This is a genomic window from Borrelia nietonii YOR (genome assembly GCF_023035795.1).
Classification (GTDB): Bacteria; Spirochaetota; Spirochaetia; order Borreliales; family Borreliaceae; genus Borrelia; species Borrelia hermsii.
Window position 1 is genome coordinate 24,714 of sequence record NZ_CP073155.1, and the last position, 21,166, is coordinate 45,879.

General features: G+C 28.6%; 22 protein-coding genes. 12 read left to right on the forward strand and 10 right to left on the reverse strand.

What is annotated here, in order from left to right; all coding sequences use genetic code 11:
• Positions 1 to 806: 806 nt before the first annotated feature.
• From bhYOR_RS06440 to bhYOR_RS06450, 3 genes are all read right to left on the reverse strand, one after another.
• Positions 807 to 2,162, reverse strand: a complete 1,356-nt coding sequence (locus bhYOR_RS06440; protein WP_025400240.1) for an NCS2 family permease — start codon at positions 2,160 to 2,162, stop codon at positions 807 to 809.
• 111 nt (positions 2,163 to 2,273) lie between these two features.
• A complete protein-coding gene (locus bhYOR_RS06445; RefSeq protein ID WP_247088524.1) occupies positions 2,274 to 2,723 on the reverse strand; it encodes a hypothetical protein in 450 nt (149 codons plus the stop codon).
• A 37-nt stretch (positions 2,724 to 2,760) separates the two neighbouring features.
• Complete coding sequence (locus tag bhYOR_RS06450; protein WP_025400238.1) at positions 2,761 to 3,267, reverse strand: hypothetical protein; 507 nt, start codon at positions 3,265 to 3,267, stop codon at positions 2,761 to 2,763.
• Positions 3,268 to 3,313: 46 nt separating this feature from the next.
• Here bhYOR_RS06450 and bhYOR_RS06455 point away from each other — a divergent pair, with 46 nt between their 5' ends.
• Positions 3,314 to 4,006, forward strand: coding sequence for an ImmA/IrrE family metallo-endopeptidase (locus bhYOR_RS06455; RefSeq protein WP_025400237.1), 693 nt, complete (start codon positions 3,314 to 3,316; stop codon positions 4,004 to 4,006).
• 8 nt (positions 4,007 to 4,014) lie between these two features.
• Here bhYOR_RS06455 and bhYOR_RS06460 read toward each other — a convergent pair whose 3' ends face one another.
• Complete coding sequence (locus bhYOR_RS06460; protein WP_025400236.1) at positions 4,015 to 4,575, reverse strand: hypothetical protein; 561 nt, start codon at positions 4,573 to 4,575, stop codon at positions 4,015 to 4,017.
• 94 nt (positions 4,576 to 4,669) lie between these two features.
• On the opposite strand from bhYOR_RS06460, the gene bhYOR_RS06465 reads away from it, so the two are divergent.
• From bhYOR_RS06465 to bhYOR_RS06480, 4 genes are all read left to right on the forward strand, one after another.
• Entirely contained in the window at positions 4,670 to 5,917 is a 1,248-nt protein-coding gene (locus tag bhYOR_RS06465; RefSeq protein WP_025400235.1) for an ankyrin repeat domain-containing protein, read from the forward strand.
• Positions 5,918 to 6,051: 134 nt separating this feature from the next.
• Complete coding sequence (locus bhYOR_RS06470; protein WP_025434341.1) at positions 6,052 to 7,689, forward strand: PTS transporter subunit EIIC; 1,638 nt, start codon at positions 6,052 to 6,054, stop codon at positions 7,687 to 7,689.
• Between the two features lie 170 nt (positions 7,690 to 7,859).
• Positions 7,860 to 9,491 carry a PTS transporter subunit EIIC gene (locus bhYOR_RS06475; protein ID WP_025400233.1) on the forward strand — a complete coding sequence of 544 codons (1,632 nt, stop codon included), beginning with the start codon at positions 7,860 to 7,862 and terminating at the stop codon, positions 9,489 to 9,491.
• 86 nt (positions 9,492 to 9,577) lie between these two features.
• The gene (locus bhYOR_RS06480) at positions 9,578 to 9,859 is read left to right on the forward strand and encodes an acylphosphatase (RefSeq protein ID WP_025400232.1); all 282 of its coding nucleotides are present in this window, start codon (positions 9,578 to 9,580) and stop codon (positions 9,857 to 9,859) included.
• A 14-nt stretch (positions 9,860 to 9,873) separates the two neighbouring features.
• Here the strand turns inward: bhYOR_RS06480 and bhYOR_RS06485 are convergent, their stop codons facing one another.
• The 3 genes from bhYOR_RS06485 to bhYOR_RS06495 all read right to left on the reverse strand — a co-directional run bounded on the left by bhYOR_RS06485 (position 9,874) and on the right by bhYOR_RS06495 (position 12,518).
• Entirely contained in the window at positions 9,874 to 10,287 is a 414-nt protein-coding gene (locus tag bhYOR_RS06485) for a hypothetical protein (protein ID WP_025400231.1), read from the reverse strand.
• A 97-nt stretch (positions 10,288 to 10,384) separates the two neighbouring features.
• Positions 10,385 to 11,734, reverse strand: coding sequence for a protelomerase family protein (locus tag bhYOR_RS06490; RefSeq protein ID WP_025400230.1), 1,350 nt, complete (start codon positions 11,732 to 11,734; stop codon positions 10,385 to 10,387).
• A 145-nt stretch (positions 11,735 to 11,879) separates the two neighbouring features.
• The gene (locus bhYOR_RS06495) at positions 11,880 to 12,518 is read right to left on the reverse strand and encodes a hypothetical protein (RefSeq protein WP_025400229.1); all 639 of its coding nucleotides are present in this window, start codon (positions 12,516 to 12,518) and stop codon (positions 11,880 to 11,882) included.
• Between the two features lie 217 nt (positions 12,519 to 12,735).
• On the opposite strand from bhYOR_RS06495, the gene bhYOR_RS06500 reads away from it, so the two are divergent.
• The 4 genes from bhYOR_RS06500 to bhYOR_RS06515 are packed head-to-tail and all read left to right on the forward strand — an operon-like array spanning position 12,736 to position 15,608.
• Positions 12,736 to 13,677 (forward strand): plasmid maintenance protein, encoded by a 942-nt coding sequence (locus bhYOR_RS06500; protein ID WP_247088526.1) that lies wholly within the window; start codon positions 12,736 to 12,738, stop codon positions 13,675 to 13,677.
• A gap of 14 nt (positions 13,678 to 13,691) precedes the next feature.
• A complete protein-coding gene (locus tag bhYOR_RS06505; RefSeq protein WP_247088528.1) occupies positions 13,692 to 14,258 on the forward strand; it encodes a DUF226 domain-containing protein in 567 nt (188 codons plus the stop codon).
• Positions 14,234 to 14,998, forward strand: a complete 765-nt coding sequence (locus bhYOR_RS06510; protein ID WP_025400226.1) for a ParA family protein — start codon at positions 14,234 to 14,236, stop codon at positions 14,996 to 14,998. Before bhYOR_RS06505 ends, bhYOR_RS06510 begins: the two co-directional genes overlap by 25 nt.
• Positions 14,999 to 15,053: 55 nt before the next feature.
• Positions 15,054 to 15,608: a chromosome replication/partitioning protein gene (locus bhYOR_RS06515; protein ID WP_025434339.1), complete on the forward strand. Its 555-nt coding sequence runs from the start codon at positions 15,054 to 15,056 to the stop codon at positions 15,606 to 15,608.
• Positions 15,609 to 16,177: 569 nt separating this feature from the next.
• On the opposite strand, the gene bhYOR_RS06520 is transcribed toward bhYOR_RS06515, so the two are convergent.
• On the reverse strand, positions 16,178 to 16,690 hold the full coding sequence (locus bhYOR_RS06520) for a hypothetical protein (RefSeq protein ID WP_025400224.1): 513 nt from the start codon (positions 16,688 to 16,690) through the stop codon (positions 16,178 to 16,180).
• A gap of 706 nt (positions 16,691 to 17,396) precedes the next feature.
• Here bhYOR_RS06520 and bhYOR_RS06525 point away from each other — a divergent pair.
• From bhYOR_RS06525 to bhYOR_RS08170, 3 genes are all read left to right on the forward strand, one after another.
• Positions 17,397 to 18,041, forward strand: a complete 645-nt coding sequence (locus bhYOR_RS06525) for a Vsp/OspC family lipoprotein (RefSeq protein WP_025434338.1) — start codon at positions 17,397 to 17,399, stop codon at positions 18,039 to 18,041.
• Between the two features lie 395 nt (positions 18,042 to 18,436).
• Positions 18,437 to 18,982 (forward strand): P12 family lipoprotein, encoded by a 546-nt coding sequence (locus tag bhYOR_RS06530; RefSeq protein WP_247088529.1) that lies wholly within the window; start codon positions 18,437 to 18,439, stop codon positions 18,980 to 18,982.
• A gap of 1 nt (position 18,983) precedes the next feature.
• Entirely contained in the window at positions 18,984 to 19,106 is a 123-nt protein-coding gene (locus bhYOR_RS08170; protein WP_281506154.1) for a hypothetical protein, read from the forward strand.
• Positions 19,107 to 19,906: 800 nt separating this feature from the next.
• On the opposite strand, the gene bhYOR_RS06535 is transcribed toward bhYOR_RS08170, so the two are convergent.
• Positions 19,907 to 20,200 carry a hypothetical protein gene (locus tag bhYOR_RS06535; RefSeq protein WP_025434403.1) on the reverse strand — a complete coding sequence of 98 codons (294 nt, stop codon included), beginning with the start codon at positions 20,198 to 20,200 and terminating at the stop codon, positions 19,907 to 19,909.
• 154 nt (positions 20,201 to 20,354) lie between these two features.
• A complete protein-coding gene (locus bhYOR_RS06540; RefSeq protein ID WP_025434402.1) occupies positions 20,355 to 20,552 on the reverse strand; it encodes a hypothetical protein in 198 nt (65 codons plus the stop codon).
• Positions 20,553 to 21,166 lie beyond the last annotated feature (614 nt).

The window sequence follows — 21,166 nt, forward strand, 5'->3', positions numbered from 1 at the left end:
CAACTATGATACTATACCAAACATAACTTGATATTAACTAATAAATTAGACTATCTATTAAATTAGATTGTCTATTAAATTAGATTTTAACATAGAATAATAACATGATTAAGATCACTTGAAATCTTATTGATTTTCAATCATGAGAACAAATAAAAATATCTCATAAACAAATGGATATAAGTTAAAAAAAGAACTTACAACCTTAAACACAATGATATCAACTTAATAACATGAAAATCAAAAATTAATGGAATATATTTACTTATATAAAAGTCAAAAGGCAATAATTATTTATTTATTACAGATAATTTAATTCTTATATTCTAGCAATTTCTTATAATCCCCCCAGAACAAATTGAAGTTAAAATGAAAGAATGTCTCTAGTAATAACACTAATCAAATCGATGGGATTTATAAGTTGGTAATTCCAATATAAAAGCAACAAAAGAACAAGCCATTGATATATCTGCAAAATTCTCAACTTCAATTCAATAGGACATGAGCTAGGAATAAAAGATACCGAATAACAATGCTAAGAAATATCTAATCCCAGGGATAACTAAGTTCTTTGAAAGAAGAGAAATATAAGTAATTTATAAATACAGTTAAAGAAACAGCTCAATAAAATAGCTAATATATATTCAACGATAGTCAATACAAAGAAAGTTACCTGAAGTACTAACAATATAAAGCAAAACAAAAGGCAGCCTAAGAAAAAAGAAGAATTAAACTAAATAAAACCTAATAAACAGATTATAAGATACCTGTTTGCTCTATTGTTATGAATCAATAGAGCAAAAAATTTAATGAGAAAATATTAACTTTAAAATAAAAATAATAAATAATAAAAGTATGGTGGGAGCAATTTTTACACTTTTTTTGGTAATAAAACTATACAATACATTTATTATTACATAAAAAATTATCCCAATTCCTATTCCTGAAGCTATACTATAAGTTAAAGGAATCAAAAATAATATCAAAAAGCTGGGAATAGCTTCTCTCATGTTTGAAAAATCTATATTCTTTATCTCTTTACACATAAAGAATCCTACATATATTAAAGCAGCTGAAGTTGCACTAGCAGGAACAGCAATAAATAAAGGTGCAAAAAATACTGACAATATTAATAAACTACCTGTCACAACTGATGTAAATCCAGTCCTTCCACCCTCAGCTATACCTGTTGAACTTTCAACATAAGTAGTCACAGGAGACACACCCATAACTGCTCCAAAAGTGGTAGAAATAGCATCAACTAGTAATATTTTATCAGCATTTCGTATCTTTCCCTCATCATCAACCAAATCCCCCTTTGAAGCAACACCTACCAAAGTCCCAACAGTATCAAATAGATCATTACACAACAAAATCAATACTATAAAAATAAAATTCCAAAAATTTTCATCTAACATATAAGAAAAGCTTAATTTATTAAATATAGGTTCAATTGACTCATATCTTAAAAAACCATCCGGCAACCTAATTCCTATACTCAAAGCAGCTTCTCTATCAAATAAAGCATAACACCATGCTATTAAAGTAGTTATACAAATTGAGAATAATATACTGCCCCTAATCCTTTTAAGCTCAAAAACAAATATAACAACAAGACCTAACAATGTAAGTAAAACTTTTAAATTCAGCAAACGTCCAAGACCAACTAATGTAGCATCATTCTTAACAATGATTCCACTATTAACAAAACCAATAAAGGCAATAAAAAATCCTATCCCAACAGTCATAGCACCTCTCAAATTTACTGGTATAGCATTTACAATTCCCTCACGTGCCTTTGATAAAGACAAAATGATAAAAATAATGCCTTCAACGAAAACTGCTCCTAAAGCTACTCCCCAAGGTATGTTCATACCCTTAACAACAGAAAACGCAAAAAACGCATTCATACCCATTCCAGAAGCCAATGCTAAAGGAGTATTAGTAAAAATCCCCATAAAAATGGTAGCAACCCCAGCTGTTAAACATGTTGCTGTTACCAATGCTCCCAAAGGCATCCCTGTACTAGAGAGTATATAAGGATTAACAACTATTATATATGCCATGCTTAAAAATGTTGTAAGCCCTGCTATAATCTCTGTCTTATAATCAAGACTATTATTCTTAATCTGCGACATCAATGTCTCTCTACTTTTACTCAAAAAAATCCCTCCTTACAAACGATCATCATCGTATAAAAAACGAAAATCAATACCATTATCACCAATAATTAACACTAAAATTATAAAAAACAAATAAAATATATATATATCTCAGATAATTTCATTATTTTGAAGTAAAACATCTTCACTATCTGGCAAACGCGAAAAAACAATGGTTTTAAGAACCTTACCAAAACTGTTTACAATAAAAAATTTTCTAGTCTTAACAAGCTCCAAGTATACTTTTAAAGAAACATCCTTACCAACACTAAAGAAAGTCTGAATATATTCATTGCCAATTCTTTTATAGCGCACAAACAAAAACGCAGCCACTATGTCATTACCACATTGCAAGAACAATGGTTCCTTATATCTTAAACTAAATTTTCCAGAAATAGTAAAATAATGCCTTAAAGAAACTTTATTCTTATCAAAAATCAATCTAATATATTTTGAATTCCTACTTAACCCCCCAAGATTCCCCAGATCAATAGTTGAACAAGAAAACATCAAAAAGATAAAATAAAAAAAAATAATATATCTATTAAAAAACTTGCTCATCAAATTACTATGAATTCTTATATAACAACATAATTTACTATAAAATATTATTCTCAAGAGCATACTTTAGAGTATCTCTAGTACTCTCAAAGTCAACATCAATAAATCTGGCATCATATTTAAAAGTCCCTCTAGTCCATACTTGATAAGAATTATCATCTAGAACAAAAGATAAGCTTTTATAAGGATTAAGGGCCCTTAAGATAAGATCAGAATTGTTTTTATCAATATCAACATATAAAAACCTGAGATTTCCAATACCAACCACCTTAGTAATATTAATATTACCAATATAGTTATCATCTTGAATCAATTTCAAATAACCGCTATTAAAATTTAGCTTAGAATTCAGAACAACATTTAAAAACACAGAAAAATTATTAGTCGACTTATCCCTCTTTATATAGATTTGACTATTTGGATAAAAATAAAGAAAGTAATTAGCCCTCTCAATCTTGTCAAATTTTGCATCTAAAAATTCATCTACACTTAAAGTCTTACATGAAAAAAAAAACAAGACAAATAAGAAAAAACTATATCTCATAATTCAATTATATTATACAATATGAAAAGGAGAATGTTTACATTGAATGAAATCCAATAATTTTAGCTCATATATTAAAACCCCTTACATTTATTCTGATTATATAATCTCAAAATATGCTGTATTGCTCATTCCAGTGCCAATAATAAAGATTGCAATAGGAGAAGGACTTAAAATATTTGAAATCGCATTTGAAGACAAATACAAAAATTTTGCTGGCTATATTAAACCAAATAAAAAGGCTATATATATAAACGAAACAATGAACCTAAAAGACAAAAGATTTGCAATAGCACAACAACTTGGTCATTATTTAATGCATAAATATCAGGTTTTTAACCCATCAAAGAGAACAGATACGATTAATACCCAAAATAACCACATGACAATAGAAGCCAACATATTTGCAACAAATTTATTAATCCCAACTACTACTTTAAAATTAAAAGTACCTCAATATAAATCTATAAAATATCCGCAAAAAGCGATGGCAAAAGAATTTCAAGTATCTGAAAATATAATACACTTTAAGTTAAGCATGATTAATGAGATTCACAGGCTTGAGAGGGAAAGCAAGATACAAAAGAAACTAAAAGTCAAGCAAATAGACAAAGCAAGGGCCAAAGAGCTTTTACTTCAAAATATAGATAAGCTCAAAGAATCAATAGCAATTGATTTAGAACAAAGAGAAATCACAAGAAAAGAAAGCATAAAAAAAATTTTCGAAGAGCTAGAATAAATAATTTATTACTTGGAAAAACTTTCAAGCATATTCTCCAACTTTTGTTTAGCAACAATTAAAGCCTTTTTATCCTGAATAAGCATATCCAAAAAGATTTTTTTAAGCACAATCCAAGCTCCATTATCCATGTATATTTTATGAGAAGGAAAATTTATTCTTAAAGGAAATCTCTCTTTAATATCATGATTATCTAAATACCTCAAGACTTCAGATTTGAAAGATGAACCTTGGACTACACTATAAGCTAAGATAAATTTATATAATCTCTTATTATATAGGTAAAGACTCTTAATGTATTCAATATTATCATTATAACTAGACTCAGAAATATAAACTGAGGTCTCTTGTTCTCCTTTTAAAATATCAAAACTATGCTTAGAGTCACTTAAATTTGCATACTTTCTTAGATCAGCATTTGAAATCTTAAGTTCAGGATATATCATTAAAGCTTTTAAAGCCAATAAATCTAAATCGTCTCCCTTCTTAGAATCATTTAAGAAAACTGTGGAGCAACTTACAAAAAACAAAAAGATAAAAAACACACAAAAACCTAAAAATACGCGCATACAACAACCTGATTATACTTTTTCGCAAAAACAAAGTAAATAAAATAGATCTGTTTTGATATAATAATATAAAATTTAACCTAAAGGAACTCAAATGAGCTATTATGCATTAAGCAAAATATTTATGTATCTTGGATATATTATTATAGGAATCACATCTTTTACTATATTTAACAAAAATTTAAGAGTTAAGATCAAAAATAGAATGAAAAAATTCAACTCTTTATACTACCTAATACTATTTATTCTTTTTATGATAATTTCTAACTTATCTCATTATTTCTCAGAAAGACAATTATTAGAAGATTTTCAAGCATTTAAAGAAGATTTCCTCGAAATACACAAAATTAATGCAACATTTTTACAAACATATCTCTCAAGATTACAAGAACCAATCAAAATGGAATTAATGTCAAAACTAACACCAATAAACACCATATTTAATGCTAGTTTTGAAAAATATTCAAAAAATATAAACAAACCAGCAGCTGATATCGTTAAAAACTATAATGCCTATATTAAAGCAATGAACACAGAAATTAAAGACAAGATTGTAAAATTAGAAGAAAAAATCCTGCCAATGTATAACAAATACAAATTGCCTAGTTTCAATAACAAAATATCAGACATAGGTGTTGATAAGAATGGAAACATTATTCCCGTATTAAAAGACCTAAAAGGCCAAATAACGAATTTATTATCTTATGATCAAAACTACAACTTAATTCCATTTGAAGAATATCAAAAACATGAAGTTAAATTCGAGCTCATTAAAGATAATAATAACTATTTTAAAGAACTACTAAATGTTTATTATATTGATTCAAATAATACTCAGGTTACCATTGATTATTATAAAAATAATATACACATACTTCCTTACTATGTAGATTTAAAAGAGAATAAAGATAATTTTTTAAAGAGTATTAAAACTAAAAATGAGTATACAGCATACATAGAAGAAAAACGCAAACTAAAAGTATTAGTAAACAATGATAATCTAGACGAGTTTAAAGTCTTTTTAGAACAAAATCCAAACATTTTTTCATTAAACACAATATTTTCCGATGGAAGCCCTGTATTCACTCACGCAGTAAAATCAAAATCTAAGAATATAATAAATTATGCAATGTCAAAAGATTTCAACATCAATCTAACAGATCAGGAAGCCAAAAATGCACTTCACAATGCCATCATTAACGGATACGACATTAACTTCATTAAATCTCTTATAGGGAAAGGAGTAAACCCACATACAAGAGACTTGAATAAAAAGTTACCATTAGATTATGCTCCCAAAGACAGCGAAATATATAAATACCTAAACACTATTATAAAATAACTAATGTCAGTAACTTTAACAAATATAATCAAGATAATTAATTATTAATTATTACTGTATTAAATATAACATATATTAATTAATTTAATTAATATATGTTATATTTAATACAATGAACACTAGGAGAATTTATCATGATTACCACTTCAAACAAATTTGCTATTTTTCAAAAAATCGGTAAGGCCTTCATGCTACCAATAGCCCTTCTGCCAGCAGCCGGGATTTTACTAGGAATTGGTGGTGCTTTTACCAATGAAACAATGATTCAAGCTTACAGGCTTGAGAATACTTTGGGACAAGGAACTCTTTTAAACATTATTCTATCGGTCATGAGAGACACCGGTGGTGTGGTATTTGAAAATTTACCGCTAATATTCTCATTAGGCATTGCCATTGGTCTTGCCAATATAGAAAAAGGTTCAGCGGGCCTTTCTGGCGGAATTGGATTTTTAATTATGCACAAAGCTATAAACAGTACCCTTGCAATACAAGGAATAAGTGCTGAAACGGCCAACTCTGCATATCTAATGACAATAGGATTTAATGAAGCACAAGCTGTTGCAAAATCATTTGAATATACAAATGTACTTGGAATGCATACTCTTCAAATAGGAGTACTTGGGGGTATGATCTCAGGCTTCATTGCTGCATATCTTCACAACAAGTACTACGACATTAAACTACCTCAATTTTTAGCATTCTTTGGGGGGACAAGATTTGTCCCAATAGTTACAACCGGAACAATGCTAATTATTGGTATAATACTTGTATTTATTTGGCCTCCCATACAAAGCATAATTGCTATGACAGGTAAAATTGTAGAGCAATCTGGTTATTTCGGTTCTTTTTTATTTGGAATAATTGAAAGAGCACTAGTCCCAACAGGTCTTCATCATATATTTTACATGCCATTCTGGCAAACACCTTTAGGCGGAACAATGGAAATTAACGGACAACTGGTTTCAGGAGCACAAAAAATATTTTTCGCACAACTTGCAGATCCAAATTTTTCAGGGCACTTTGAAGTTACAAAAGGAACAAGGTTTTGGGTTGGGAAATGGCCAGGACATGCTTTTGGGCTTCCTGGAGCAGCTCTTGCCATGTGGTGGGTAGCAAAACCTGAACGAAAAAAAGAAATGGCAGCATTTCTAGGTTCTGTAGCATTTACATCATTCTTAACAGGAATAACAGAACCTATTGAATTTACATTCCTCTTCGCAGCACCTATTTTATTTTTCGGATTTAACGTCTTTATGTACGGCATGGGATTTGTATTTATGCACCTTTTAAATGTCGGAGTAGGGGTAACATTTGCGGATGGATTTATTGATTATCTCCTTTACGGAATACTTCAAGGAAATGAAAGAACAAGTTGGATAAACATACTCTATGTCGGAATACCTTATTTCTTCATATATTTCTTTGTCTTTAAATGGACCATAGTCAAATTTGACTTTAAAACCCCAGGAAGAGAAGACGACGGAATAACTGCCACAAAGTCAAGCTCAAAAGAAATACTTGCAAACTTAAGACAAATTACAACCAAAACCATCAAAGGCCTTGGGGGAATTGCTAATATTAAATACCACAGTGCCTGCATTACAAAACTCAGAGTTGAAGTATACGATGTCAATCCTGTTAAAGATGATGCCTACTTTAAAAAACTTGGCGCTAAAGGCATTATAAGACAAGATAAAGGATTGCAAATTATATTTGGCGTTGTATCAGATAACGTCAACACAGAACTAGAGAAAATAATTAAAGAACTATAAACCTCAACAACAGCAATTATAAAGAAATGAGTAATGCTCATTTCTTTATAAAGAATTTTGTCTTTAAATTTATTTACAAGTTCGACAAATATTGTTAATATTAATTAGATAATATAATTAAAAATGTTAATTATATTAAATTTTAATAACAATTTAAGGGAGGAGATGTTATGTCAACATCATCAGGATCTATATTTACAACATTACAAAAGGTAGGAAAAGCTTTTATGTTACCAATAGCTCTTCTACCAATAGCTGGGATTTTACTAGGGGTCGGTGGTGCACTTACCAACAAAACAATGATTCAAGCTTATGGCATTGAAAGAATACTTGGAGAGGGTACTTTAGTAAGTTCAATACTGTCTTTAATGAAATATACAGGTGAAGTAATTTTTGCAAACTTACCTTTAATGTTTGCAGTAGCAATTCCAATTGGATTGGCAAAAGCTGAAAAAGGAACAGCGGCTCTTGCTGGGGTTGTAGGATTTCTAGTCATGCATCAAACTATAAATGGGGTTTTATCTATTCAAGGTATTAATCCCTCAACTGTAAATGCAGAAGCATTAATAGCAATTGGAATACCTGAGGCAGAGGCAATCGCAAAAAGCCAAGAATATACAAATGTACTTGGGATCTTTTCTCTTCAAATGAGCGTAATGGGAGGAATGGTAGCGGGATTTATTGCAGTAATGCTTCATAATAGACTGCATAATACCCAACTACCAACATTTCTAGCATTTTTTGGAGGATCAAGATTCGTTCCCATCATAACCACACTTGTAATGTTTATAGTAGGAATAATTTTAACATGCATTTGGCCATTCATTCAAGGAATGATGTTTTCATTTGGAAATATCATAGAAAAATCTGGTTATTTCGGTTCATTCGCATATGGAGCGATAAAAAGATCCTTAATACCTTTCGGACTCCACCACATATTTTACATGCCATTCTGGCAAACATCTTTGGGTGGAACAATGGAAATTAATGGAGAATTGGTTTCAGGGGCACAAAATATCTTCTTTAAACAACTCTCAGATCCTGATACTATACATTTTGAAGTTGCAAAAGGAACACGATTTTTCAGTGGTGAATTTATAGTAATGATTTTTGGATTACCTGGAGCTGCTCTTGCCATGTATCATACTGCTAAGCATGAAAATAAAAAAAACACAGCTTCTCTATTATTATCAGCTAGCTTCACATCAATGCTAACAGGAATAACAGAACCTATTGAATTTGCATTCATTTTTGCAGCTCCTGCTCTTTACTATCTTGTATATGTTCCTTTATTTGGACTTGCCCATTTATTAGGACATATTTTCAATATTGGGGTTGGATTAACATTCTCTGGTGGTTTTATTGATATGTTCCTATTTGGCATACTACAAGGCAACAGTAAAACAACTTGGATAATGATTCCTATCATTGGAATATTTTACTTCATAGGATTCTACTACATTTTCAAATTTGCAATTATAAAATTCGATCTAAAAACACCGGGGCGTGAGGAAGAAGAGGAAAAGATTACAAACACAAGTTCACAAAAAACAGAAATATCAGAAACTGCAAGAAAAGTACTAGAAGGACTTGGGGGCAAAAACAACATCACATACCTTGACGCATGTGCATCAAGATTAAGAATAAATGTAAATCAAATAGAATTAGTAAAGCCCGTCACTTATTTTAAATCCATTGGAGCAAGCGGAATGCTTAAAAAGGGGAATAGTGTCCAGATTATATTTGGAGGATTATCTGACAACATAAGAATGGAAATGGATAAAATTTTCATCAATGCCTAAGAAATATTTAAGAATATAAACTATCAACAAGAGGAGAGGTATTTTAAAATCCCCTCCTCTTACATTTTACAAAAAAGGACAAGACTATGCACAAATATCAATACTTCATTTCTGGCAAAGTACAAGGTGTAGGATTTAGGTTCTTTACAGAACAAATCGCAACTAAAATAGCAATCAAAGGATTTGTTAAAAATCTAGACGATGGCAAAGTTGAAATAGTAGCTTTTTTTAACAATAAAGAACAAATTGAATTATTTGAAAACACCTTAAAAAAAGGCAATGGTTATTCGAAAATTGAAAAAATTGAAAAAAAAATCTTAGATGAAAGGTACCCCTTCAATTTCAAGAACTTCAGTTCCTACTATTAATATTTTTACTAATCTTACCCCTTGATTACTTTCATCTTACCAATTTTTGCCTTATTGCTACCCTTATTTGCAAAGTTAAGAGTCTTTGAATTAGATTTAAAGAAATGCTCAACTTTAAACTTCAGAAAATCCAATGACTTTTTATCCTTACAAAAAATATTTAGATTGCCATCGGAAAATTTAATGTCAAGCCCATAATTAGTTTCCGTCCTTAAAAAATTACAAGAGATAAATTCTCCATTTAATTTACTTCTCTTAAAAAGAAAAAAATATTTCTTACCCCTCTTAGAGTCTCTAAAATCAACTTTTAACCAATCCTGCATCGGTTGAATTGAAACCAAATTATCATAAAGATAAGAAACATAAATCATTCTATTATCATCGGCACTTAATGCCTTCTTAAAAAAATAAAGAAATCCAGTGTCCATACAATTAACAAATATATTACAAATCAGGTTATTTTAAAAATACTCCAAATTAATTGAATATCAGACCATAAAAGCAAAAACAATTTTTACAATGTCCTTAAACATCATATCCAAAGATTACAGCTAAATACTCACCAAGCTTTGCATAGTTATAATTATAACCATATTTTTGCTTGAAAGCCTTACGAATTCTAACATTAAACCCCCTTAGCATTTCCAACTCCTCTAAACCATTTTCGTTCATCAGATCTTTAATTACATGTAAAGTCTTAACATAATTATCATCCATAACACCACACTCTTCTATCAATAGATTTAATTTTTGCATAGTAATAACAGAATATGTGGCCTTTCTCCTAACATAGGCGTATATTCGTCTTTTAATCAATTTAAGCAAATCAATATCAGCATGATCATCCAAGTTTTCTAAAACATAACGATTATAATGAAAAGCCGTTATTATATCATCATGCTCATGTCCTAAAACCGTGGTTATCCACAAATTTAGCTCCATGTTCTTTGGAGCAAATGCAAGATAAGAAAATCTACTATAAAGCCTTCTACAAAAATAAACTGACTCTTCAGGTTCAAATATATTTTCAAAGAGCTTACGAAACAGTCTATTATAACTATAAGCAAGATTTGAAGATATAATCTCTTTCGAAAGTTTTTCTGTTCTTTCCATATATCTTATCTCTTCTATTGCATCAATAATCAATTGAGAATCAGCAAAAGTGGGAAAAACAATTTCATGAATTAAATTATGCTCTTTTTTCTTTGCAATATGTTTCATAAGAATATGTTCACTATCTTCAACATAGAATTTAGAGACTTTCATTATTTCAACAGGACGCCGTCCAGTTGCCATTAATACCCCATAAAACTTTAACCTAATATCCCTTTTTTGAGTCAACAAGATATTTATTATCTCAATATAAGTCTTTAAGTTTATCTTAACCGATATTTGCTCTTTTCTATAGCTATTAATTTTTGAAATCTTATAATGATGTGAATAATTATTCAACCATTCAGGACTTTTAAACAAGCTTAGGAAAGACTCGAAATAAACCTTTCTACCTAAAATATTATTAGCAACCATCAACTCCTCAATTTTACATAAATCTTTTATATCGATATTAGATAGTGCCTTTACTTCTTTAGGAACCCAAAAAAACAAAAGCTTATTTTTCTGTCTTATCTCCTCAATCACTGAAAGATTGATATATTCCTTTATTATTTTACGGGTTTTAGAAAGATTTAATATGATTGAAAGATTAGTAAACTTGTCCTTCCTTAAGAGAATATTTTTATGTTTTTCAGCAAGAATACTTAGATTTTTATTTAATTTAGAATATGAAATCTCATACTTCAAATACTTAACATATATTTCTTCCAGGTTCTTTCTAAAACACTCAAGCTCTTTTTTTATATTAACTTTCAACGACATACTAAACAAATTATAGCAAGAAAAACCAATAAGAACATCTCTTTAAACTAATACTAACTTCTAAAACAGAAATAACTAAAGATAAAAAACAATTTGTTAAACAAATGCCTAAACAAAATCTATAATAATAAACCACCAATAGCTCTTATTGTTGCATAAATCTCTCAATGGCCTTAAAAACATAGTAATAGAGAACAATATATGCTTCTCTTAAAGTAGAATATTTAGAACTTCCCACGAAGTACATAAGTTCACCTGTACTTGAATTAATATCATTTTCATGATTTTTAATCTCAAATTCACGATTAATCTTTTTTATATGCTCTAAACTAAAAGTATAAGCAGAAACTTGTACATTCTTATCTATATCAAGATCACTATTTAAGGCAGTTTCTCTTTTAAAGATTTTTTTAACTTGAAACTCAAACGAATCGGGGGAAACAACATTAAAAAAATCAAACTTAAAGCCAAAATCAAAAATAAACCCAAATTTATAATCCAACAAACCTGCTACTTTTGAATACAAAATTATCTGCATAACAATACTTTTCATGTCTTTGTCCAATATAAAGTAATAAGAATAACCGTTAATATCCTTAACAGAGTCAAAATACTTTTTATAATGAACGTAAGTTTTAAATTTATTACGACCCAAACATTCATAACCTGAAATTTCCAATTTTATTGCTTTTTCTAGAGAAAGAAAAAATTTTGATGCAGTATCAAAATTGCAGGAACAAAATATGAAAATGAAAGGTAAAAAAATCTTGTAAACTATTTTCAAAAATCCCTCGTTATAAAATCTACCTATTCTTAAGGAAGAATATCTACCTAACAATATAGCAAATAATTCACAAATTAGAACAACATAATTTTACGACTATCAAAATAAAACAAATTTAAGGTATGAATATATTATTTAAAGGCTTTACTTTTTCCTAACATTTAATTAAAATATCATTAGCATTTTAAAGATAAAGATCAAACTATAGGAGTTTAAAATGAGACAAAAAAAGATCAGCAAGATGCCATTTAACAAAGTAGTAGATCGAAGATTAAAGGTGTTTTGGGTAATTCAAAAGTTGCAACACAATTATTTCAAAAATAAGAGAAGGTATTCTTTAAGAAATGTTGTAATGATGGTAAATTCAATCTTAGAAAAAAAAGGATTTAAAAAAGTAACAAAAAGGACCATACAAAGCGATATTAAAAACTTTGAGGAAATCGGTCTATTAAAAACAGATTTTAATCCACTTGGAAAAAACAATGGTAGTTTCACTTACTACATAATCAACAAAACCCTTGAAAAAATCGCCAATAAAGCAATAAGCAAAGCCTATTTCATGCAAAGGAAAAAAAACATAGATCAAGCAAGGGACAATGTTATTAAAAAATACAAATTGAAAGAACAAAATCAACAATTCAAAATTTCACATCAAATATTTTCACATCTATTAAGTGATATAGAAAGTAAATATTATAAATATAAGAACTCTAACTTTCAGGATTTCAAAAACAAAGAGAAGAACTTAGAAAGAATCATATTACAAAAATTTAAAGAAATAGAAAAGAAAGACCTCAATGAAATAAGAACCATCGTAAAAAAACAGATAAGCTACAAAAATACGCTATGGAATCTAAAAGATTTTATGGAAGAGTTAAGAGAATATAATGGAAATGATGCAGTAAGTTTCTTTAAGACGATACTTAAGAAAAAAAGAAACAAAATATGGTTTATGTCAAAGAGAAATATAAAAACGGATTTCAACATGATAATAGGAGAATTTAAAGACAAAAACAAAACTAAAGCACAGAACTTATATCAAGATCAAGAAAAGATAAGAAAACCAAAAATGAACTACATAGATGCTCCAAATGGAATGATAAAAGCAAGCGAATTAATAACGAACGTAATGAGAACGAAACTATTAATTTCTAATTAAGGAAATAGGAAAAAGTGGAAAAAGCAACACACGAGTTAAAAGCAAAATTAATAGCAAGAAAATTGGAACTGAATCGAAAGGGTGAAAACTTTTTTAAAAAAATTGAAGACAAAGATTATAAAAAAATGTATCACACAAAGATTTTCAGCATGATAAATAATTTCGAAGCAAGACCAAATAAGGGTAAATTCTGGCTGTGTTTTAGAAATGTTTTCGATCCTAATAAGTACGAAAGTCTTCACTTGTTTCACATGAGACAAGGGGATAAGTTCATAGGAATTTACTATGGATTTACAAAGTTACCAAAACCATTTATCATAAATTATAAGGAAAATGGGGTAAAAAAAATATCCAAACTAACAAAAATTTCTTACATTGAGTTTAGATTTAAAAAGGGAAGTGTTTTTTGTTATCTAAGAAGTTTACACACACTGCTAAGAGTAAAAAATAGAGAAAAGCTTTTCTATAATTGCTTATTAGACAGAACTCTAAAGTTGGAAAGAGAAGTACACCAATTTTACGGAAAAGAATATCTTAAAGACAAAGGAATATTAAGGTGGATAGAAGAAAACCAAAAATAATTACTGTAGCCTCAATTAAAGGCGGTGTCGGAAAAAGTACAACAGCTTTGTTCTTTAGCAATATTCTTGCAAATAAAAAGTATAAAATACTACTCATTGACTTAGATCCACAAGCCAGTAGTACGAGTTTTTATATTAATCTCCTAAAGGGTCAAAATATAGATATAAAGAGAGTAAATATATACAGAGTCTTAAAAAAGGAATTAGATATTGAAAATTCAGTTGTAAAGATCAATGAGAATATTGATTTTATAGCAAGTCATTTGACCCTAAGTCAGTTTAATGAAGAAAATATATCTTTAAAAGAAAGTCTGCTTAAAGTATTTTTAAGTTATATACAACATAGGTATGATTTTATCATTATGGATACAGCCCCTACTTTAGGAAGTTTACTTAATAATAGTTTAATAATCACTGATTACCTTGTCATTCCTTTGCCAACTGATCAGTGGGCGATTGAGAGTTTAGATTTAATAACTAACAGATTAAGAGATATATTTAGAAGTGAATTGCCAACGTTTTATTTAGTAACTAACCTAATTGAAAGGCAGAACATAGATAAAGAATTAAAAGAATTTATTGAGAGTGAGTATAAGGAAAATTTTTTAGGAAGTGTTCCAAAGCGAGATAATTTGAGAAAAACTATTTTTCATAGGAGTAATTTTAATCCAAATGAGGACTATTACAAAGCTTATCAAGGAATATTGGAAAATTTTTTAAGTAAGATTAGTGATCAATGACCAGTTCCAAATGGAACCACCCGTTCCATTTGGAACTGAATTGATGAGGTATACTATGAATAAGAATAGAAAAATAGAGATAGTTAGAAGAATTGATTTAGAAGTTTGCAAGGTTAAGACTTTAAATAGGACGAGAGAAGAGAGATATTTAGAATTAAAAGAAAAGCTTAAGATTTTAATAAAAGAAGAATCTTATAATAAAATAGAAACAGCTAGAATTTTGAAAGAAATTAATGAGAGCAAGTACTATGCTCTTGATGGATATAAAAGCTTTACAGCTTTTATTAAGAGTTACAAAATAGCAAAAACTTCCATATATAGGTATATTAAGTTAGTTACAGGAATTGATAGTGGTAAGATTGATTATGATTTGATTTTAAGTAGAGGAGTAGATTATGCAATTAAGGTGCTGGAAAATAATAATATCATTAGTAAAAGTAATGTCAATCCCCTAAGGCCTTTAAGGTTTCAACTAGATGATGAAGAGAGTTTTCATTTTTACAAATTCAATACAAAATTTGCTAGCTTTTTGCTTAAAGAAATATACAAAAATGAAAAAGATTTTTTTAATAAGATGCGCGATAGATATAATACTTTAACAGTACAATAACCCTATTGTGTTTTAATTGGGTATTTATATTGGTTTGATAATTTATCAAGTTTTAATAATGGGTTCTTGAGGATGTTTTTTTAAATAGCATAAAAACTTTCAAAAAAGACTTTACAAAAAAATAAAATAGTTTATAATTATCCTATAGACTGAGATTTTAAGTCTCACTCTTATTGTTTGATTAGAATAATAGGTTGGCTACGATAGGTAGCCTTTGTCATTTATATTAATTTAATTTAAATATGAAGATTTTAAATTTCTTACACAAGGTCATTATTGTTTTTGACTTCCATTCTATATATAGTGCTGAGTTTAAATACTGTGTTATTGTATAGCTCATATTTTATATGTTTATTCTTCGATTAATAAATTGGTTTTTGTATTAAATTTTCTTGTTTCTTTTGAAAACTTTGTTTCAAAGTCTATATTGATCTTACTTTAAAGTGATTCTTTTATGAGTAAGTGGTTATATAAGTTTATTAGTTGATAAGGATAATAAAAAAGCTTTAAAACTAACGTTAAAGGATATGTCGTTAATTTTAAAGCTTTGATTATTGTTTTTGAGTATTTTATTTGTCAGGATGTTGCTTTCGGGTATGTTGCTTTTCAATTGCGTTCAATTTTGATAGGAATTCCCTAATTTTGGCTTTATTGATTTTTAATGTTTCTAGGCCAACTTGAACTTTAATGTCTTCCTTGTTATATACATGTTCATCTTCATTTAGTACTTTCTTTAATATAGCTTTGTTTAAGCTAAAAGAGGAAGCGTTAACCCATTTGCCAAGAGGAGCTTTACTATCATATTCATAGCTTGTTTTACCTTCTATTTTAGTGCCATCTGGTAGTGTTAATGGAGTTTGTTTAACTATACTGTGGTTTCTTATTTTAGTATATAAAAATATTTGTGTTGTGTTGTTTTGATAGTCAACCACGCCTTTTAATTCGAAGTTTTTGCTTAAATACTGATATATTCTTGCCTTGTTGTTAATTTCATCATGTTCAACTTTTAAGGAAGAACACGCTGCAAATAAAAAAATTAATGATATTTTTGTTAATTTAAAATTCTTGAAAGAAAATGACATATCCCCTCCTTTTAATACTATATATAGTATATTGTTTACGTATCATTTATAGTTTTTGTAAATAATCATTATGATATCTTTTAAACATTATACTTTAATAAATTTGAAAAACAAGATTAATAATCTTAAATTAAAATTTAATGAAACTTTAATAAAGTTATAATTGTGTTTAATTTAATTACAGAGAAATTATTTTTTCCTTTAAAGTGTTAATTTGTCTGTAAATCGACTTAGGATATTACTTGTAAATAGTATATTTAGTCTCAGGTTGCATTATAAATATTTTGAAATATGGCCGCCTAATTATTTATTAAACTTACTGTTATGTACAGTATTTCATTACTTTAAATTGTGTATAGTTATATAGGGATTTTATTAATTTATCTTGCCCATTTATTCTAATGTGTTGTGGACATTATAAGATTTAATACATATTTGTAATTGATTCTTTGTGCAGCTAACAAAGTTGTTTGGGATGTGAGTTGAATGTATTATGTAAATCGAGTGTAATTTTATTGAGATTTATTGATGTTTAGTTATATTTTTGCTTGAATTATTTATGTAGATTTGTATAGATATTGATAATATTTTTGTTTTGTAGAATTATTTGCAAAATTATTTATGAAATTTTCTATGATTTTTTTTAAAAACTTGAAAAGTAAAATTTTTGCACTATTAATGTATGTTAGTAAGGAGGCACATAATAATGAAGAAGAATACATTAAGTGCGATATTAATGACTTTATTTTTATTTATATCTTGTAATAATGGAGGCCCAGAGCTTAAAAAGGGTGAAGTAACTAAATCTGATGGAACAGTTCTTGATTTATCAAAAATAAGTGCAAATATAAAAAACGCTGTTACTTTTGCTGCAAGTGTTCAAGAAGTAGAGACCTTAGTTAAGTCAATAGATGAGCTTGCTAAAGCTATTGGGAAAAAAATTGATGCTAATGGTGGTCTTGCTGATGAAGCTGATCAAAATGGATCGTTAATTGCAGGAGTACATAGTGTAATATCGGCTGTAAATATTAAATTGGGACAATTAGAGAATCAAGAAGGACTTTCTGCTGGCCTTAAGGCCAAAGTTACTGCTGTTAAGAGCGCAAGTGATAAGTTTAAAGAGAAAGTAAAAGGAGCAAGTGGTGATCTTGGTAAGGCTGCTGCTAAGAGTGATGATGCAAAAAAAGCTATAGATCGAAAAAATGGCGCAAAAGATAAAGGAGCTGAAGAGCTTGGTAAGTTGAATACAGAAATAGATGCGTTGTTAAAGGATGCTAACGATGCAGTAGAAACTGCAATTAAAGAGCTTACAGCTGCTCCTGCTAAGCCAGCGACCCCTGTTAAACCTTAACTAAGGTATAAATAATTTTAAATATTATTATAAGATTTAATTTTAATTAAAATGTAAGTAACTGAAAAAATAAAGTCAATAAATAGAAAGCTAAGAGCACTATGCTCTTAGCTTCTGATGTTATTTAAGGTTATCTTTTTATCTTGACTTTATTTGCTTTCCTAGTGCTTAGATTAAGATTATATTTTTTTATTCTTTATTATATGTTTGCTTAGTAAAATAGCTTTGTACTGCTTTTAAGTGGCACAGAAAAAATAATCCCACTATTCTACAAGATTTATTTTGTAATTTAAATTAAATAACATATATATGAAGAAAAAAGATGAGAAAGGTCTAGACTTTAGAAAAGGAAATCAAGATAAGGTAAAGAAGAGTAATTAGATTTTGTTGAAAATATGGAAGAAGGAGAAGTACGTCAAGTGGTTCAGGGCGATCCTGTAGCATCTGTTAATGATTCTATTCCGATATTGCAATATCCTCAACAAGAAACGATAGAAATAGAAGAAAAAGATTTAATTCCAAGTACTAAAGAAGAAAAGGAAGCGGATAAGGCAATTAAAGAGGTAGAACGTGCTCTTGGAGATTCTGGATTCCAGCAATTAATTAAGAATGCACATGAGCTTAAAGATAAATATAAACAACTAGAATCAGATTTTTATGATATAATCGCAAAAGTCCAAGGAGAAAGAGGAGAATTACAGAAAGGAAGTTCTAATAACAATAGAGACAAGATACGAAAACTAACTCAATTGCAAAATAGGTTAAGTGGGGAGAGGTCTAATCTTGATATGCTTATGACTCAAGTTGATAGTGGACTTAATGAGCAAATATCTGCAAAATGCTTGTTTGAAGAAGCACAAAAAACTTTAAAAGCAGCTATTACCAAGAGGTTAGAGAGTGAGTCACGTGTAGGTTACTCCTTTAGAAGAGTAAAACAGTAATTTGTCAGTACAATTATCCAGAGAAGCACAACGATATGCAGAAAATTCTTTAGGGCAATTAGAATCTTCTTCTACAAAGCTTAATGAAGCAATGGCAAAAAAGAGATATAGAAGAACTCATTGAGGAGGCAAAATCTTCTCTAGCGAGTTAAAGAGATAAAAAAGGTACTTAAGTAGATTCTAACATTAGTTTTTTAAATAAGAGTTTCCTGTAAAAAGGGAGCTTTTATAGATTTATTTAAGTAAATGTAATGTTCTTAGGTTTAATTATTTAGATACTAATAGATTATTTTAAAGGTTTATAGGGATATGCTTTGTGAATACTGAGCCCGAAAAAGAGAACATGTTAATCAGGAATATAAGGTTTAGACAAAGGCTTTTTAAAGCCTATTGAGACTATATGGTTAGTGACACAAGAATAGTTCAGGCAGAGAGAATTTCGTATCGAGGAGAGAAGCATTAAGAGGGGAGATAATGAGTTTATCGATTATTTAATCAGAAATGAACATACAAACTACAAGATAAGCTTAATGTTGCATAATAAACGAAACTTTTTATAGCATTATTTAACTTAAGTAGTAATAAATCAAAGTAAAATATTGTGACTTAAAGATTCAATTTCTGATGTTGCAGCACCAGCTGAAGATATTTCTATCAATGGTATTCTGTATAATATAAATTCTTATCATAAGTTCTATGGTCAAAAGTTAATTGTTTAGGTGGTGTTATTAAGATAGCCGTCTCTTATACATAAGGTCCTTTATCTTGTTGTTATAAATTGTATTCTAGTCTCTAAAAACGAATATATGTATTAACAGTAAAGATAGGCTTACTTGTGGCCTATCTTAGTAATTTTTATTTAAAGTGCTTAACTTTAAAGGTAAACTTATCTAGCATCAATAGTATCGTCAAGTTTGTTCTCACTCATTTTGGTCTTTGGGGGTATGTTTTTATAAATTCTATTTCTTCGTATGCTTTATAGGCATTTTTATTACTTTCTTGAACTTTTGGAATTAAAGAACTTACGTCTTTTTTAAGTTTATATAATTTTATCTTTGCTTGCTGTTCTTTTTGGTAACCAAAATTATTAGTAGTAAGATGTGTAGCATTATTTAGACTTTCTTCAATTGTACTTATTGAAGAGAATTGTTGTTTGAAGTACTTCCAAAACTGTGCCCGGATATGAATTGTAATTAATGTCAATAGGTGTTGTGCCACCGAGACTTAAGTAATTTGTGTTTCCTAAGAGTACCCCCCAGCAAAGCCACTTATACTATACCTGCTGAAATTTCACTACTTTTCCAACAGAGTGTGACAAATGCTCTTCTTGACTGCTTAAAATACCATCAAGCATAGAGGCTCTTGAACTTTTTTATAGCTTTTCTATTTCTTGATGTAGAGCCTTTACCACTTGACTTTTTAGTAGTATTGTTTTGATTTTTGCTAGAAGCATTTCAATAGTTTCTTTATTAGTTTCCAATGTAGAGTAAATTTTATCAGGTAAATTAACGGATTTATCTTTAAGTTCACCATTAAGTATTAAATTACAACTAATAAAACTCAAAAGCAAACTTAAGCTAAATACTTTGTCTTTAATTGCATGTATTTATCATTTCCCCTGTTGTCTAGATTGCTTTTTTATTAAAAAAAGCGGTTATTAAATAATTCTAGAAAGACTTAAAAATAACATGTTTTAAGTAAATTACTAGCCTATCTTTATAAAAGTTCAATAGAATTATATTATTGTTAAATAGTACATCATTTGTATATAAGCCTTTTCCTTTTCATTAATAATTAAAACATAAATATTTTATAAGTTCTATATTATTTGATTTATAGCTGAATATCAGTTGATATAATAATTCAAAGGGAAAATGAAAAGTAATTCAAAAGTATGATTTTGATTATTTTTAGGGTGATTATTGGCAAAGGAATGTTTACTAATAGAAAATTAGAGGTAATTTTAGAGAAAGGCATAATTTCTTTAGGATTTATTTCAAATGAATAAGTAGTAGATATTTTGGTAATAAATTTTTTAGGTTTGATTTTAGTAAAAATATTTTTTATATTAAGCATTGGTGTGCAAATATATATCTATTTATAAAAATGTCAACTTTGTACATTTTCATAGCAATTTTAGTCAATATTATAAGTCAAATAATCTTATACTAATAGCAAATTATA

What these genes read in the sequence shown, in the direction of transcription:
- bhYOR_RS06530 (WP_247088529.1), top strand. Translation starts at nt 18,437, where the DNA reads ATGGAAGAAGGAGAAGTACGTCAAGTGGTTCAGGGCGATCCTGTAGCA.
- bhYOR_RS06450 (WP_025400238.1), bottom strand. Translation starts at nt 3,267, where the DNA reads ATGAGATATAGTTTTTTCTTATTTGTCTTGTTTTTTTTTTCATGTAAG.
- bhYOR_RS06480 (WP_025400232.1), top strand. Translation starts at nt 9,578, where the DNA reads ATGCACAAATATCAATACTTCATTTCTGGCAAAGTACAAGGTGTAGGA.
- bhYOR_RS06465 (WP_025400235.1), top strand. Translation starts at nt 4,670, where the DNA reads ATGAGCTATTATGCATTAAGCAAAATATTTATGTATCTTGGATATATT.
- bhYOR_RS06500 (WP_247088526.1), top strand. Translation starts at nt 12,736, where the DNA reads ATGAGACAAAAAAAGATCAGCAAGATGCCATTTAACAAAGTAGTAGAT.
- bhYOR_RS06520 (WP_025400224.1), bottom strand. Translation starts at nt 16,690, where the DNA reads ATGTCATTTTCTTTCAAGAATTTTAAATTAACAAAAATATCATTAATT.
- bhYOR_RS06485 (WP_025400231.1), bottom strand. Translation starts at nt 10,287, where the DNA reads ATGGACACTGGATTTCTTTATTTTTTTAAGAAGGCATTAAGTGCCGAT.
- bhYOR_RS06455 (WP_025400237.1), top strand. Translation starts at nt 3,314, where the DNA reads ATGAAATCCAATAATTTTAGCTCATATATTAAAACCCCTTACATTTAT.
- bhYOR_RS06445 (WP_247088524.1), bottom strand. Translation starts at nt 2,723, where the DNA reads ATGAGCAAGTTTTTTAATAGATATATTATTTTTTTTTATTTTATCTTT.
- bhYOR_RS06475 (WP_025400233.1), top strand. Translation starts at nt 7,860, where the DNA reads ATGTCAACATCATCAGGATCTATATTTACAACATTACAAAAGGTAGGA.
- bhYOR_RS06515 (WP_025434339.1), top strand. Translation starts at nt 15,054, where the DNA reads ATGAATAAGAATAGAAAAATAGAGATAGTTAGAAGAATTGATTTAGAA.
- bhYOR_RS06460 (WP_025400236.1), bottom strand. Translation starts at nt 4,575, where the DNA reads ATGCGCGTATTTTTAGGTTTTTGTGTGTTTTTTATCTTTTTGTTTTTT.
- bhYOR_RS06470 (WP_025434341.1), top strand. Translation starts at nt 6,052, where the DNA reads ATGATTACCACTTCAAACAAATTTGCTATTTTTCAAAAAATCGGTAAG.
- bhYOR_RS06490 (WP_025400230.1), bottom strand. Translation starts at nt 11,734, where the DNA reads ATGTCGTTGAAAGTTAATATAAAAAAAGAGCTTGAGTGTTTTAGAAAG.
- bhYOR_RS06525 (WP_025434338.1), top strand. Translation starts at nt 17,397, where the DNA reads ATGAAGAAGAATACATTAAGTGCGATATTAATGACTTTATTTTTATTT.